The 14,407-nt window shown below is 65.6% G+C and carries 14 protein-coding genes and 1 pseudogene; 6 read left to right on the top strand and 9 right to left on the bottom strand.

Annotation, left to right across the window (positions count from 1 at the left end; all coding sequences use genetic code 11):
- Nucleotides 1-66 precede the first annotated feature (66 nt).
- The 3 genes and pseudogenes from AC5Y2L_RS04050 to AC5Y2L_RS04040 form a co-directional block, all read right to left on the bottom strand.
- Nucleotides 67-831 (bottom strand): SDR family NAD(P)-dependent oxidoreductase, encoded by a 765-nt coding sequence (locus AC5Y2L_RS04050; RefSeq protein ID WP_499936405.1) that lies wholly within the window; start codon nucleotides 829-831, stop codon nucleotides 67-69.
- 281 nt (nucleotides 832-1,112) lie between these two features.
- Nucleotides 1,113-1,325 (bottom strand): hypothetical protein, encoded by a 213-nt coding sequence (locus AC5Y2L_RS04045; RefSeq protein WP_499936403.1) that lies wholly within the window; start codon nucleotides 1,323-1,325, stop codon nucleotides 1,113-1,115.
- Nucleotides 1,326-1,574: 249 nt separating this feature from the next.
- A pseudogene (locus tag AC5Y2L_RS04040) lies at nucleotides 1,575-2,404 on the bottom strand (alpha/beta fold hydrolase).
- 67 nt (nucleotides 2,405-2,471) lie between these two features.
- Here AC5Y2L_RS04040 and AC5Y2L_RS04035 point away from each other — a divergent pair.
- Nucleotides 2,472-3,074, top strand: coding sequence for a TetR/AcrR family transcriptional regulator (locus tag AC5Y2L_RS04035; RefSeq protein WP_499936400.1), 603 nt, complete (start codon nucleotides 2,472-2,474; stop codon nucleotides 3,072-3,074).
- 71 nt (nucleotides 3,075-3,145) lie between these two features.
- Here the strand turns inward: AC5Y2L_RS04035 and AC5Y2L_RS04030 are convergent, their stop codons facing one another.
- Together AC5Y2L_RS04030 and AC5Y2L_RS04025 are read right to left on the bottom strand one after the other, a co-directional pair.
- Nucleotides 3,146-4,405: a metal-dependent hydrolase family protein gene (locus tag AC5Y2L_RS04030; protein WP_499936398.1), complete on the bottom strand. Its 1,260-nt coding sequence runs from the start codon at nucleotides 4,403-4,405 to the stop codon at nucleotides 3,146-3,148.
- 52 nt (nucleotides 4,406-4,457) lie between these two features.
- Nucleotides 4,458-5,399, bottom strand: a complete 942-nt coding sequence (locus AC5Y2L_RS04025; RefSeq protein ID WP_499936397.1) for an extracellular catalytic domain type 1 short-chain-length polyhydroxyalkanoate depolymerase — start codon at nucleotides 5,397-5,399, stop codon at nucleotides 4,458-4,460.
- Between the two features lie 75 nt (nucleotides 5,400-5,474).
- Here AC5Y2L_RS04025 and AC5Y2L_RS04020 point away from each other — a divergent pair, with 75 nt between their 5' ends.
- Both AC5Y2L_RS04020 and AC5Y2L_RS04015 read left to right on the top strand, forming a co-directional pair.
- Complete coding sequence (locus AC5Y2L_RS04020; RefSeq protein ID WP_499936396.1) at nucleotides 5,475-5,921, top strand: MarR family winged helix-turn-helix transcriptional regulator; 447 nt, start codon at nucleotides 5,475-5,477, stop codon at nucleotides 5,919-5,921.
- A gap of 289 nt (nucleotides 5,922-6,210) precedes the next feature.
- On the top strand, nucleotides 6,211-6,513 hold the full coding sequence (locus AC5Y2L_RS04015; RefSeq protein ID WP_499936394.1) for a hypothetical protein: 303 nt from the start codon (nucleotides 6,211-6,213) through the stop codon (nucleotides 6,511-6,513).
- Nucleotides 6,514-6,655: 142 nt separating this feature from the next.
- Here AC5Y2L_RS04015 and AC5Y2L_RS04010 read toward each other — a convergent pair whose 3' ends face one another.
- Together AC5Y2L_RS04010 and AC5Y2L_RS04005 are read right to left on the bottom strand one after the other, a co-directional pair.
- Complete coding sequence (locus AC5Y2L_RS04010; protein ID WP_499936393.1) at nucleotides 6,656-7,912, bottom strand: HNH endonuclease signature motif containing protein; 1,257 nt, start codon at nucleotides 7,910-7,912, stop codon at nucleotides 6,656-6,658.
- 70 nt (nucleotides 7,913-7,982) lie between these two features.
- Nucleotides 7,983-8,801, bottom strand: coding sequence for a polysaccharide deacetylase family protein (locus AC5Y2L_RS04005; RefSeq protein ID WP_499936560.1), 819 nt, complete (start codon nucleotides 8,799-8,801; stop codon nucleotides 7,983-7,985).
- Between the two features lie 322 nt (nucleotides 8,802-9,123).
- Here AC5Y2L_RS04005 and AC5Y2L_RS04000 point away from each other — a divergent pair, with 322 nt between their 5' ends.
- Nucleotides 9,124-10,143, top strand: a complete 1,020-nt coding sequence (locus AC5Y2L_RS04000) for an NAD(P)H-dependent flavin oxidoreductase (protein WP_499936391.1) — start codon at nucleotides 9,124-9,126, stop codon at nucleotides 10,141-10,143.
- A 10-nt stretch (nucleotides 10,144-10,153) separates the two neighbouring features.
- Here AC5Y2L_RS04000 and AC5Y2L_RS03995 read toward each other — a convergent pair whose 3' ends face one another.
- Complete coding sequence (locus AC5Y2L_RS03995; RefSeq protein WP_499936389.1) at nucleotides 10,154-11,101, bottom strand: LysR family transcriptional regulator; 948 nt, start codon at nucleotides 11,099-11,101, stop codon at nucleotides 10,154-10,156.
- A 93-nt stretch (nucleotides 11,102-11,194) separates the two neighbouring features.
- On the opposite strand from AC5Y2L_RS03995, the gene AC5Y2L_RS03990 reads away from it, so the two are divergent.
- Nucleotides 11,195-12,418: a hypothetical protein gene (locus tag AC5Y2L_RS03990; RefSeq protein WP_499936387.1), complete on the top strand. Its 1,224-nt coding sequence runs from the start codon at nucleotides 11,195-11,197 to the stop codon at nucleotides 12,416-12,418.
- Nucleotides 12,399-12,998, top strand: coding sequence for a UGSC family (seleno)protein (locus AC5Y2L_RS03985; protein ID WP_499936386.1), 600 nt, complete (start codon nucleotides 12,399-12,401; stop codon nucleotides 12,996-12,998). Before AC5Y2L_RS03990 ends, AC5Y2L_RS03985 begins: the two co-directional genes overlap by 20 nt.
- Here AC5Y2L_RS03985 and AC5Y2L_RS03980 read toward each other — a convergent pair.
- The gene (locus AC5Y2L_RS03980; protein WP_499936384.1) at nucleotides 12,953-14,377 is read right to left on the bottom strand and encodes an alpha/beta hydrolase domain-containing protein; all 1,425 of its coding nucleotides are present in this window, start codon (nucleotides 14,375-14,377) and stop codon (nucleotides 12,953-12,955) included. The two genes, AC5Y2L_RS03985 and AC5Y2L_RS03980, sit on opposite strands and share 46 nt — an antisense overlap.
- Nucleotides 14,378-14,407 lie beyond the last annotated feature (30 nt).

Raw genomic sequence — 14,407 nt, 5'->3', positions numbered from 1 at the left:
GCCGAGCAGACGCAAAATCCCCCAATTCCTGCCTGAATTGGGGGATTTTGCGTCTGCTCGCGCCACTCAGCCGCCGACCATCATCAGCCCGCCGTCCACCGCCAGCAGTTGCCCGGTGATAAAACCAGAGCCGGGTCCGGCGAGGAAAACCAGCATCGGCCCGAGGTCCCGGGCGGGGTCTCCCAACCCGCCGCCCAACGGAATCATCGACTTCATCTGCTGGTCGATCAGAGCGCCGGCATCCGGACCCAGGAATTCCCGCAATCGGTCTGCACCGGCGGTCTGTACCGCCGGAGCCAGCGCGTTCACCGTGATGTTGTCGGCGGCCCATACGCGGGCCGCGGAGCGTGTCCAGGCCTGTACCGCGCCCTTGGTCGCGGCGTAGACCGCCGAAATCGGGCTGCCCATAACGGCTTCCGAGGAGCCGAAGTTGATGATGCGGCCGCCCTTCTGGTCTTTCATCACCGCATAGGCGGCCTGATTGGTGAGGATCGTCGCCTTTACGTTGGTGTCCAACAGGAACGAAATCTCGTCCGGGCTGATGTAGCCGGGTACGCCGGCTTGCCACAGCCCGGCGGCGTTCACCAAGACGTCGAGCCCACCCAGCCTTTCGGTCGCTTGGCGCACCATCGCCGAGACCGCGTCGGCATCACGAACGTCGCACTGCAACCAGGTCGCCGCGAGATCATCCGGGGGTGGCGTGTGGTGGTACGTCGCGGCGACGTCGGCCCCCGCCTCGGTGAGAACTCGCACGGCGGCCGCACCGATTCCAGTCGCGGCGCCGGTCACCAGGATTCGCCGGCCTTGCAGTGGTTGCGTCGTCTCTGACATGGCCGAAACGCTATACGCCGAGTATCACCGCCGCCATCGGGACGGGCTGCGCAGATTTCGCGCATTTGAGTGGCCGCGAACCGGCCGCGGCGATAAGTTCCCAAACCCGAAGGGGTCCGGGGTTATTCGTTGCTTCGGGCTTTGGTGTGAATGCTGGGTCTTGCGTGTGAATTCTGGACTTTGCGGGTGCAGCCTGGGCGGAAACAAGCGCCGATTCCCGCCCTACGCTCACACCGAACGCCGACGATTCACGCCCGACGCCGAGCCGACGAACCGCGGGTTTACAGCAGGGCGCCCTGCTGACTGAGGCTGAACATCAGGTAGGCGATGCAAATCAAGAAGTTCAACACCACGAGAACCAAGCCTGCGAACACCAGAGAGCGGGTCCCGCGGCGACGTAGGCGCTGCAGCTTCGCGCAACGCTGTTCATTGTTGAGGCGCGTCGCGATCAGAGCGAAATTGACGTCGGTCATCTCGTCGTCTGTGACGGGCACGCCGGCCAACATTTCCTGCAGTCGTTCCGGCGAAGTGTTGACCCCGACACTCGCGAAACACCTGCTCAGCCGCCGTGCCTGTCTGCGGCCGAGAACCGGCCCTCGCATCTGTAGCTGCCGCGAAAGCCGCCTTCGTTGGTCGCCCCACGGGTTCGACGGGGTCGTCACAACGGGGAGCCTAGTTCGCCCGGTCCATTTTCGGGGCGGTAAAAGCCAAAAATTGGCTCGTGGTTTGTCCCGGCGCGGCGTCTACGTCCGCACGGCGATCGTCGACACAGATCGGCGAGGCGATCCGGTCGGTCCAGCATCGAGAACGTCCGCGCCCCTGCGATGACCTCCAGGCGAGCGTTGGGAATGGTCGCGGCCAGTCGTTTGCCGTCGTCAAGCTCGAAGAACTTGTCGTCGGCGGACCAGGCGATGAGCGTGGGCTTGTCGAACTCAGGCAGTCGCGCCGCCACCCCGGTGGTGACTTCCGTGCGCATCGACAGCGAAAACTGGCGTAGGTCCTCCGCGATTGCGGGGTCCGACATCGCCGGACGCACCCAGGCCGCCGCGAGGTCCTCGACGTCGTGGTAGGCCAGGTCGCCGTACGCGCGCTTGCGTGCGACGGGGGCTCGCATGACCTGCAGTGCGCTGCGGAACAGTGCCTTCGACTTGGCCGCAGCGATCACCGGCTTGAGGATCGGCGGCGGAAAGTGTTCGAAGGCATCGCAACTCGTCAACACCAACGCGCCGATCCGCTCGGGATGATGCACCGCCACCAGCTGGGTGACCACCCCGCCGGTGTCGTTGCCGACCAGCACGACGTCGTCGAGGTCGAGGGCTTGCAGTGTGTCGGCGACTATTTGCGCGACGCCGGTGATGGTCCGGTCGGCGCCGGGGCGCAACGGCTCGGGATGCGCACCGAGCGGCCACGTGGGAGCGATGCAGCGCAGGCCCAGACCGGCGAGTCGCTGGCTCACCTGGCGCCACAGCTCGCCGCCCATCATGTAGCCGTGCACGAAAACGACAGGCCTGCCGTCGTCGGGTCCGGTTGCTTCGTAGTGGATGGTTCCGGCGCTAATGTCGATCGTCGACATGGGTTGACTCCTACTTCGGGATAGAGTTACAAACAGGCTGTCTGTTCGTAAGTTACCAACAGGTTGTATGGAAAGCAAGAAACGCACTCAGGAGCAGCGTTCCGCGGCAACTCGCGACGCGCTGATCTCAGCTGCCCGCAAGTTGTGGGGAGAGCGCGGTTATGCGGACGTGGGCACCCCGGAAATCGCCAAGGAGGCCGGGGTAACCAGGGGCGCGATGTATCACCAATTCGCCGACAAGGCAGCGTTATTTCGCGCCGTCGTCGAGGCGGTGGAGCAGGATGTGATGGCCCGAATGGCCGCCACGGTCGCGTCCTCGGGTGCGACGACGCCCGCCGACGCGATTCGGGCCGCGGTCGACGCTTGGCTGGATGTGTCCGGCGATCCCGAGGTGCGTCAGTTGGTCTTGCTCGATGCGCCCGCGGTCCTCGGCTGGGCCGGTTTCCGTGACGTCGCCCAGCGCTACAGCCTGGGCATGACCGAGCAGTTGCTGACCGAGGCGATCCGCGCGGGCCAGCTGGTCCGGCAGCCGGTGCGGCCGCTGGCCACCGTGATGATCGGCGCGCTGGACGAGGCGGCCATGGCCATCGCGACAGCCGAAGATCCCAAGCGTGCCCGCAAGGAGATCAGGTTTGTGTTGCGTCGCCTCATCGACGGGATGCTGTCCTGACGCCGAGAAGACGCAAAATCGCCCATTTCATGCCCGAAAATGGGGATTTTGCGTCTGCTCGCCAGTGAAAGCTAGCCCTTGACCAGGCGGCCGTCCTTGACGATGGCGGTGAAAGCCTCGTCGGGCCGCGTCAGCAACGAAATGTCTGTAACCGGGTTGCCGTCGACGAGAATCAGGTCGGCCAGCGCCCCTTCGGCCACCACGCCGAGTCGCCCAGGGTAGGGGTTCCGCGGCCCGGACATGGCCAGCAGCTCCGCATTGCGAATGGTTGCCTGCTGCAGCACCTCGGCCGGCGTGTACCAGCGGGTGAGCTTGGCCAGTTGAGCGCCTTGCCGGCTGGCGAGCTTGGCATCGAACAGGATGTCCGTCCCGAACGCCACCTTGACCCCGTGCTTGATGGCCAGCTGGTATGCGGTGTCGGTGCCGGCGACCATCTGCAGGAATTTCGCCTGGTTCGCCGGCGGCAGTGGTACGGCGTCCTTGTCGTCGAGAAACGGCTGCAGGCACCACCAGATGTCCTTTTCGGCCAGCATGGCGGCGGTCTCCTCGTCGGCGAGGTGGCCGTGTTCGATGCAGCGGACGCCGGCGTCGACGGCGGTGCGGATCGCGCGCGGCGTGTACGCGTGCACCGTGACGTAGGTGCCCCAGTTCTCCGCGGCCTCGACCGCCGCGCGCATCTCGGCCTCGGTGTATTGCGCAACGTCGAGCGGGTCGTACGGCGAGGCGCAGCCCCCGCCGGCCATCAGTTTGAGTTGGGATGCGCCGCGCCGCAGCATTTCTCGCGCGCCACGGAGCACTTCGGCTGCGCCGTCGGCGATGACGGCCGCGCCGATGATCTCGCTGTAGCTCAGCTGCCCGAGCACACCGCGGGGAACTTCGTTGGGCAGTCTGAAGTCGCCGTGCCCGCCGGTCTGGGAGATGAAGCCGCCTGCCGGGAAGATTCGCGGGCCGACGACAATGCCCTCGTCGATGGCCTGCTTGAGACCGAACACCGGGCCGCCGACATCGCGAACCGTGGTGAAGCCGCGCAGCAACGTCTCGCGAGCGCCGACGATCGCGCGGGCGAAGACATAGCCGATGTCGCTGAGCTGTGCGAGGGCCGCCGGAATGGTGGTGAACATCGCGTGCCAGTGGGCGTCGATCAATCCCGGCAGCAGGGTCTTGCCGGTCCCGTCGATCGTTTGGGCGGCGGCGGACGGCTCCGCTGGGCCCGCGGGGACGACCGACGCGACCAGACCGTCCCGGACGGTGACATCCATTGGCCCGACGACCTGGGCGTCGACGCTGTCGAATACGTCGACGTTCGAGATCCGCAGCTCCGGTGTGTCCACCTGGTTCAGCGTAGCCACGCCGTGCAGACGCAACCTTTGCGTCTCGCGCTAACTACCGGTGGTGCGCGGCGAAGAACTGCCAGATGGCATCCGTGGCGTTGAGCGCGTCCGAGGGTCCGGGAAGGCCGAACCTTTCCGCGAGCGGGCTCGGCTCACCGCCCGGCCACTGATGACCGGCCCCCGCCACTGAAACCAACTCCACCGTTCGTCCGTCCGCGCACTCGGCCGTCGACGTCGTCACCGGCCCTGACGTGTTCGACGTCGGTTCCCCGCATGCATCGATGGCCCGCCAGGTGGCATTGACCGACGGGACCGACGGGCCGTCGACACGTGGGTTGCCGTCAATCGCAAAGGCTTTGCCCGGGCCGCCGTCGTAGGGCACCCGGTCGTCGGCGGTGCCGTGGATCTGGAGCACCGAGGTCGGCCGCGCGTGCGAGCAGTCGGTGAGCAGCGTGCCGGCGACCGGCGCTATCGCAGCGAACATGTCCGTCTGGCATCCCAAGCGAAGCGCCATCATGGCCCCGTTGGACATGCCGGTGACATAGACGCGGGCCGCATCGATGGGCGCCTCTTGTTCGATTGCCGAGACCATGGCGGTGACGAATGCGACGTCGTCAACCCCGCTGCGGGCAGAGTTGCCGCAGCACGACCCGGCATTCCAGGCGCGGTTGAGGCCGTCGGGATAGGCGACCAGGAAATGGCCGTTGCCGGCTTCGGCATCCCAGTGGTAGGCGCGTTCAGCCTGCGCGCCGCTGCCGAACCCGCCGTGCAATATCACCACCAGTGGTGCGGGTCCGGTAAGTCCCTGCGGTCGGTACAGGTGGAAAGTTCGGGTGACTCCGCCGGACTGAAGGGTCTGGCTCGACTGCCCGACCGGGATCGGCTTGGGATCGGGCGTCCCCACCGCATGACCACCGCCCAGACACCCGCCGACCAACAGCACCAGGGTTCCGAGCAGGCATATCGCGAGCGCCCGATAGCGTCCAGACCGCATGACCGCCATGGTGTCACCCCGCGGTCATTTTGACAAGAAGCTTGTCAATCGGCAGCTGGTGGCACACTCAGGTCCATGCCACGTGTTCGGGGTGACGACTGGGAGCCCACCGTTCCCGCGCTGGTGCAACTGGTGGCCGCATCCCGTCGCCCGCATCTGCGGGCGGCTTTCACCGAGGCCGGACTGGACGGGATTCGCCCGGCGCAGTCAGTCGCATTAGTACCGCTGGTGGCCGGCGGATTGCATGCGTCAGATCTGGCTGACCGTCTTGGGGTGAGTCGTCAGGCGGTCGCTCAGGCGGTTGCTGCACTGGAACGACACGGCTACGTCAAACGGGTTCCCGATCCGGCTGACGCCCGCGCTCGGATCATCGAGTTGACGCCCCGCGGTCGGCACGCCCTTCAGGTAATGCGTTCGAGCGCAATAGATTTGGAGAAGCGGTGGCAGCAGATTCTGGGTCAGCGGCGACTAGCCGATCTGCGTAAGACCCTGACCATGCTGCTGTCCGCAGACGATGAGTAATTTAGCGAGCCACTTGCTGCCAAGCTTGTTGATCGGCGGCAGTGCCACGCCGAGCTGACCCGCAGTGATTGCCGCGCGGCAATGGGACCTCAGGGCCGTGTGATCGTGTTAGCGGCATGCCACTACTTGGTTATCGTCGCGCCACGCGGCCGATGCCGTCTGCAAGCGGCGACGCACTCAAGCCAGTACACCAGGGTTGCGTCCAATGAACTCGTCGTCAGTAAACCCTTGTTGCTCAAGGCATCCGAGCAGGTAGCAAATGCAAACTGACATAGGAAGGATCCGAACGGTGAACAAAATTTCTCGCATAGCCGCGGCGTTGGTTGTAGCTGTCGCATCACTGTTGACGATTTCAGGATGCTCTGACGACAAGTTCAACGTCGGCGACTGCGTGATCGCAAAACGGGGCTTCAGGAACGACAAAATGGAGAAGACCGACTGTAGGAAGACGACCATGCAAGAAAAGCTGGACGACAAAGGGGTTTATCGGATCAGCAAGATAGTGCCGCTTCGATCGGGGTGCCCGAGGGGGACCGACATCACGTTCAACCATGAACCCCGCAACGCCACCTACTGCCTCAACGAGTATTAGAAACACATTCGGCGACGGGCTGCCGAAGGCCGGCCGGACAATGGCTTTAGCCAATACCGGCAAGCGGCGATCCGAGAACAGATCCAATCTCGGCGGATTGCTGCTGTCGCAACCGCGTTGGGCTGTGGCGCGTCGGCCCGGCCTAGTTGTTGGCTGGTGGTGGTGGTTGGTATGGGTCGTACCACCACCAGTCGGCGCGTTCGCCGGTGGGTCCGGGACACGGTGGGACCTTGGGTGGCGGCCCGGTGGGTGGTCGGGCTAGTGAGGCGTTGGTCAGGGTTCGGCCGTCGCTGTCGGTGACGACCAGAGCGTCGGCGGGTCCGGTGATGGTGATCAGGCCGCGGTGGTGTAGCCGATGGTGGTAGGGACAGACCAGGATGAGGTTGTCCAGGTCGGTGGGCCCGCCGTCTTCCCAATGCCGGATGTGGTGGGCGTGTAGCCCCCGGGTGGCTCCGCAGCCGGGAACCGCGCAGCTGGGATGGCGGTGCTCGAGCGCGCGGCGCAGCCGCCGGTTGATCTGGCGGGTGCTGCGCCCGGCGCCGATGACGTGTCCGTCGCGTTCGAACCACACCTCGGCGGTGGCATCGCAGGTCAGATAGTGGCGGTCGGCGTCGGAAAGCAGCGGACCTAGATGTAGCGCGGCGAGTCGCTCTTTGACGTCCAGATGCATCACCACGGTGGTGTGCTGGCCGTGCGGGCGGCGGGCCGCCTCGGTGTCCCACCCGGTCTCGATCAGCTGCATGAACGCATCGGCGGTGGTCGGCAACGGCGGCCGCTGATCCGATTCGCCGCGGGGCTGAGCCTCGCCGTGATCGCGTTTCCACTGCGCCATCAACGCATCCAGGTGAGACTGCAACGCTGCGTCGAATTTCGCGGCGTCCACGGGCGGAAGTTTGATCCGCCAGCAGCTGCCCGTCTCCCCAGGGACCTTGGTGATCGAGCGTTCCGGCTCGTTGGGGCGCGGCTCGGGCGCGGGTCGCGGTGCCAACTTCAGCGCGGTGCGCAACTGGCTGACCGTGGCCACCGCGGCCAGCTGGGCATAGTGCTCATCGGATCCCTCGGCGGCGCGCTGGGCGATCACCCCGACCTGATCCAGCGACAGCCGGCCCTCGACCAGGCCCGCCACGCAGCGCGGAAACTCCTCCAGCCGATCGGCCACCGCGGCAATGGTGTGGGCGTTGGCCAACGACACCCCGGTCTTCCAGGCCACCAACGCCGGCACCGACCGCACCCCGGTCGACCCCCACAACTGCTCGCGATCCACCTGCGCGATGATCTGCACAATGCGCCCATCAATCGCATTGCGCTGACCGGTCAACTCCGCCAACTCCTCAAACAACGCATCAAGCCGCTCACCAGGAAGCAATTTCGCGGCACCAGCCGAAGCGATCGAAGACATACCCGCATCATGACAGCCACCTACGACAAAACCGGGCCGTCGTGAGCGAAGTCAGCGAAAACGCAGGCAGCTAAGGCGTTCTCACAAATACATCGTTGAGGGTGACAGTGCGCAGGTTGCGGGCGCGGATGATCTCGACGAGCTGCGGATACACGTGGGTGACCGGCAGGTGATTGAGATGTCCGATCACGATGGCCTGCGGAGTGAAGTACTGGTTGGCCATCTTCACGATGTATTCCTCGGTGATCAACGTCGAATCCGACAACGAGCCCGACCACAAAACCGGAACGGTGTAGCCAAGATCGGCCGCGACCGCATCGACGACGGCGTTGTGCTTGGCATACGGCGGACGCCAGTAGGGTTTGGCGCCAACACCGTAAGTCTTCTTCAGGAAATCGTCGTTACGCGTAAGCTGTTGCGCGATTTGGCTTTTGGTCTGCGTCGTCAGATCCGGATGCGACCAGGTGTGGTTGCCGAGCTGGATCTGCCCGGAATCCACCAGCGGCCGGAGCAACGCCAGGTTCTCGGTCCAGGAGTCGTAGGTGCCGTTGACGAAGAATGTCAGGCGCACGCCGGTGTCTTTGGCGAACTGGGTATAGGCGCGCACTACCTCGCTGCTGACACCGTCGTCGACGGTCAGCGCGAGCAGATCACCCTGGCCGGGAAGCTTCATCAGCGCTCCGCCTCCCGGCAGCCGGATGCGCGAACCCGACGGCGGCGGAGGCAGCACCCGCGCGGCCGGAGCGGCGGTGGCAGCGCCCGGTGCAGACACGGCGGCTGCGCGGGCTTGAGGGAATGTTCGCGGCTGCGGGTCGACCACAAGACGCGCCGCGCCCACCCCGGCGACCGTGGCCGCGGCGAGCGCGCCCAGAAACCGACGTCGGCTCAGGTCTGACACCGCACGACCCCGATCAGAAGCCGCGGAAAATTTGCGGCGCGCTGCCCACCAGACGCCCCTCCGCGAGGGACGCCGGAGTTGACGAATGATGCGGCCACAGCAGCGAACCGTACCACTGCCAGGCCCAATCTGTCGGATCCGGTACGGGGGGTCAGCGCTGATACCAAACCGAGATGCGTGCCACTAATCGTGTTCAATTTCCATGATGTCGTTGCAGAATTCCCCCGAGCGGCGCGTGCCATGCGACGGCGTCGCCGCGACGGCCGATAGCCCGACATATGACATGAATCACAACCCACGGACAGGTGTGCGAATGCTCGAGCAGTTCGGAATGTCCTTCCCCGTCATTGCCGCCCCGATGTCGGGCGGCCCGACCACACCCGCCATGGTGTGCGCGGCGACTCGGGCGGGCGGACTGGGCATGCTCGCCGCCGGCTACAAGACCACCGACGCCGTGGCAGCCGAGATCAAACAGGTCCGCGCCGAGGGTGTCCCGTTCGGAGTCAATGTCTTCGCGCCCAACCCACTGCCCGTCGACCCGAACAGCTACCGGACCTATGCCGCCATCATCCAACGCGAAGCCGACCAGTTCGGCCTGACTCTGCCGCCGGATCCCATCGAGGACGACGATCAGTTCGACACCAAGATCGCCCTGTTGCTCGACGACCCAGTGCCGATCGTGTCCTTCACCTTCGGCATTCCGCCGCGCCATGTGATCGCCGCCCTGCAGCAGGCGAACACGCTGGTGATGCAGACGGTCACCACCCCAGAGCAGGCGTCCCAGGCTCGCGCCGCCGGTGTCGATCTGCTTGCCGTCCAGGCGTCGACGGCGGGTGGGCACTCGGCCACCCTCACGCCGCGTCAGCCGGTGGCGGCGACACCGATCACCGAACTGATTCGAAGTGTCACCGCGAACGTCGACGTCCCCGTCGTGGCCGCCGGAGGCATCGCCACGCCAGAGGACGTGGTTGAGGTGATCCGTGCCGGAGCGGCCGCGGCCATGGTGGGGACCGTACTGCTGCGGGCCACCGAGAGCGGAGCCTCGGCCACCCACCAGGCCGCCCTCGTCGACGCGCAGCACACCGAGACCGTGCTGACCCGAGCCTTCACCGGCCGGCCCGCACGGGGTCTGCGCAACAGCTTCATCGACGCCCACGAAGCACAGGCGCCGCTGGGGTATCCGGCGATCCACTACCTCACCAGCCCGCTGCGCAAAGCGGCCGCAGCGGCCGGGAAACCGGACTACGTGCACCTGTGGGCCGGCACCGGATATCGGCAGGCCGCCGCCGAACCCACCGCCGACATCCTGCAGAAGCTGGCCGCCAAGCTGTGAGCGGCGTGAGTTACGGCTGCGACGGCGACGCGAGTTGCGGGTAGTGCCGACTCAGGTCATGTACGTACAGCGGGACCGCCTGCGCGGCGACGTCGAGAAAGCAACGCAGCGTTGGTGATTGGTTGGAAGTTCGCCACGCCAGCGCCAGCGGCCGGTTCGGCAGCGGCCCGTGCAACGGGACGAAGCGGACGCCGTTCCGGCTGAGGTTGATGAATGACGTTGGCAGCAAGGCTATTCCGGCCTCCGATGCCACCAGGGCGAGGATGGTCTGGATTCGCGACACTTCGTCGACGACCGGCGGCTCGATGTGGTGCATCCGAAACAGCTCGACGACGTCGGCGTAGGTGGTGGCCGCGGCGGCTCGGGTCCACATGACAATGGGCTGGTCCGCCAGCAGGGACGGGGCGATTCGATCATGTTCGGCGAGCGGGTGGCCTTCCCACACGACCGCGGCAAGCGGATCATCGACGAGGGTCTGAACCGTCAGCGACCCATCGTCGACGGGTCCGCGCAGGAAGCCGAGATCGAGGCGGTGCTCCAGTAATTGGGCGACCTGGTCGGCGGTGCTCAATTCGGAGAGTTCGAGCTTGACGCCGGGATAGTCGCGGCGATGTGCGCGCATCACGTAGGGCAGGACGCCGTCCACCGCGGCCTGCAAGGCACCGATGTGCAGGTGACCGAGCTGACCGGTGGCGGCTCTGCGCGCGGCCGCGAACGCTCGTTGACCGTGGGTGAGCGCCAGGCGAGCCTCGTTTAAAAGGGCGTTGCCGGCGTCGGTGAGTTCGATTGGCCGGCGGGACCGATCGATCAGGCCCACTCCCAGCTGACGCTCCAGCTTTTGAATCTGCTGACTCAGGGGTGGCTGGGCGATGTGCAGCCGCTCGGCGGCACGGCCGAAGTGTCGTTCCTCGGCCACGGCTACGAAGTAGCGCAGCAGCCGCAGCTCAGGATCCGTCATATACACAAGATATAAGAGCTGTCTATTTATGTCTTGGACCGTGAAGATATCGCCGGCTTACGGTGGCCTCAAAGCAAACGCAGGAGGCGACCCATGACCGCGACGGCCGTGCCGGTGACCGACGACCGCGACCTCGTCGAGTACTACTTCGACCAGCCATGGAGCGACGGGCTTCCGGTGGTGCCGCCGACACCTGAGCGGATGGCCGCGGTGCTGGACGCGCTGGGCGGAGACCCCCAGCAACTTGTCGCGCGCATTCCACCGCGCTGGGGCAGCCTCACGCGCGAACTGCTGGCCGTCAACATGGTGATGGCCGGCTGCAAACCCGAGTACGCGCCCGTCGTGCGGGCGGCCATCCTCGCCCTGGCCGACGCGCGGTTCAACCTCAACGGCATCCAGGCGACCACGCATGTGGTCTCACCGCTGATCGTCGTCAACGGCCCGATCGCTCGCCAGATCGGAATGAACGCCGGCGGCAACGTATTCGGCTCCGGCAACCGCGCCAACGCCACCATCGGTCGCGCGGTCCGGCTGGTCCTCCTCAGCGTCGGTGGCGGCATTCCCGGTGAGCTCGACAAGAGCACCCTGGGTCATCCCGGCAAGTACACCTTCTGCATCGCGGAGAACGAGGAGGCTAGTCCGTGGGCTCCCTATCACGTCGAGCATGGCTACGCACCCGACGACAGCACCGTCCTGGTGATCGGAGCCGAAGCGCCGCATAGCGTCACCAACCACATTTCCGATGACCCACAAGGGATTCTGGATTCCATCGCCTCGGCGATGAGCACCATCGCCCACAACAACGCGGTGCTCGGCGGCTCGTGCACCGTGGTCATCGGTGTGGAACACGCACGCACCATCGCCTCCTTCGGGTGGAGCCGAGACGACGTGCGGCGCTACCTGTGGTGCACCGGCACCAACGACTGGGACGACGTGAGCTACGGCAATCGCTATGCACCGCCCGGCGGGCACACCTACAACCGCAATCTGCCGAAATGGTTTCCGCGCGAAGCGGGTCGGCGCGTGCCCATCGTCTTCACTCCCGACGACATCCACCTGTTCGTCGCCGGCGGATCCGCCGGCCGCTTCTCGGCATTCCTGCCCGGGTGGAGTACGGCGACCACGCCTGTGCTGCGGGCCGTCGACGATGACGCCAGCGCAGGCGGTCGAGAGTTCGAGTGCGCGGACGGGACATGCCGCCTGTACAGCCCGCCGAGCAGACGCAAAATTACCCAATTACGGCCCCCGACAGGGGATTTTGCGTCTGCTCGGCAGAACAATCTACAAGGAGATTTCGATGACCGACTACATTTATGACCCTTGTGGGGTGGTCGACGTGGAGGCCGTACCCATGGCTCCGCGGGTGAGCAGCCTGTCCGGCCTACGCCTCGGTGTGCTGAGCAACACGAAATGGAATGCCGCAAAGTTGTTGCGCGCCACCGTGCGTGACCTTGCGGACCAGGGGCTCGCCTTCGCCTCGGTCACCTACTACGACAAGCATCACTTCTCGTCGGACGCGAGTGCCGAGCTGATCACTCAGATCGCCGCCGAAAACGACATCGCGCTGACGGCAATCGGCGACTGCGGGTCGTGCTGCTCGGCATGCGTGAACGACGCGGTCCGTCTAGAAGAGGCGGGGCTACCGACAGTCGTAATCGTGACAACGGAATTCGAGCATGAGGCTCGGCTGCCGCGCGAGTCACGTGGGATGGGCGGCCTGGAACCTGCGGTGGCGACGCATCCGATCAGCAGCCTGACGCTGGAACAGCTCGACGGCCGCGCCGCCGAGATCGCGCCGCAGGCCCGTCGCATCTGGTGCGGCGAGGCGCGAGCGACCGCATACGTACACGATCACGCTGGTTCGGCCGGCAATTTGCGGACGCTCGCGGCAGGATAGGACGCCGAGGCGAGCTCGATGATTTCCGCGCGATCCGCCGGCAGGATGAATCCCGATTGAATAGCCGTGTCGAGGGCTGCGGTGAAGCGTTCCAAGTAGTCCTCGCGGCCGCCGGGGTACAGCCGGTTCAGCGTAGCGGCGTCGAATAGTTCGCCGGAGCCGAAGATGGCCGCCATGATGCTTTCGGTGCTGCCGATCCCGGATGTCCGTGCCACCGGCACATCCACCCACGGGGTCCGGATACCGCCCGTTGCCAGTCCGTCGGCGTCCAGAATCGGCTCGGGCGGATCGGTGTCGGTCAGCTCGATGTCGGGGCCACCGGGCGCCGGCTCGTCCGTTTGGACCCACCGGCACAGCTGGGACAACGCCGCCTGTAGCACATAGTGGTGTTGCGGGGCGAAATTGATGCAGTGCTGCAATTGCTGACCCATCAGCATGTTGGTCGGCGCGAATGCCGCGGCGATGTCGCTCATCGGCGCCGAGCCTGAATCGATCGGCGCCACCAGGATCGTGTAGTTGTCGGCGTGCGCGGTGCCGGCAATCTCCCAGACCCGCAATCGGTCGTTATCGGGCTGGCGCGCAAGGTAATAGCCGGATCGGATGCCACCGAACAGGTCCGTTTCGGTGATGACGGTGACGACTGGTACCCGCAGCTCGGGATTGAATCTGGCTGCTTGGGGTGTATTGGCTTGTGTCTCATCGAAGATAGAGGTGTCGTCCAACGGCGCGGCGGCCGCGAATCGGGAGTGCACCAGAAACCCGTCGTAAACCTGTGCGAGCGGATCGATCGCGTTGACGTAGGTCGTCATGAACAGCGCCGATTGGGACTCCCCCAGAGCGACGACATGCTGCGGACGAAGCTCACTCAGAACGCCATCCCGGACGAGCCCGCCGATCTGGGAAAAGATGTCGTAGGAGAAGGAGTCGCCGGGGTGTTTCAGCGGCGCGTAGCGCGCAGGATTCTGGCTCTTCAGCGACATGTCCATGCCCATCAGGTTGGCGCCGCCCTCAACGCCCACCCGCTGGGCCGAAACTCCGACGTACGCATAGCCGGAACGCACGATCTCGCGATGCGCCATCAGCCACACCGCCGGGGCGTCGATTCCGCCGCTGACGTTGAGCCACTCGACGAACACGGTGCCGTTGAATTGTGCCGCGGCCGTTGGCTTCACCACGACTGCCCGGGTGGTGTAATCGGCTGTCCCCGAAGGTGTTACGGGCCAGCGACCATCGGATCCCAGCTCTGCGGCGGGCGTGTAGCACGTTGCCGTCCCGGAGACGAAGAACTCCTCGACGTCGTAGCCGAGGCCGCCGAGGTCGAAGGCGCCAAGCAGCAGGGCCGGCGTTCCGGGTATGCGTGTTGCGGCCGGATGATCCATTACAGGATCCGGTCAACTTGTAAAGGCGCC

Source organism: Mycobacterium sp. NGS66 (assembly GCF_059812225.1).
The sequence above is the reverse complement of the archived record's forward strand: the minus strand, read 5'-3'. Positions and strand labels throughout refer to the sequence as shown.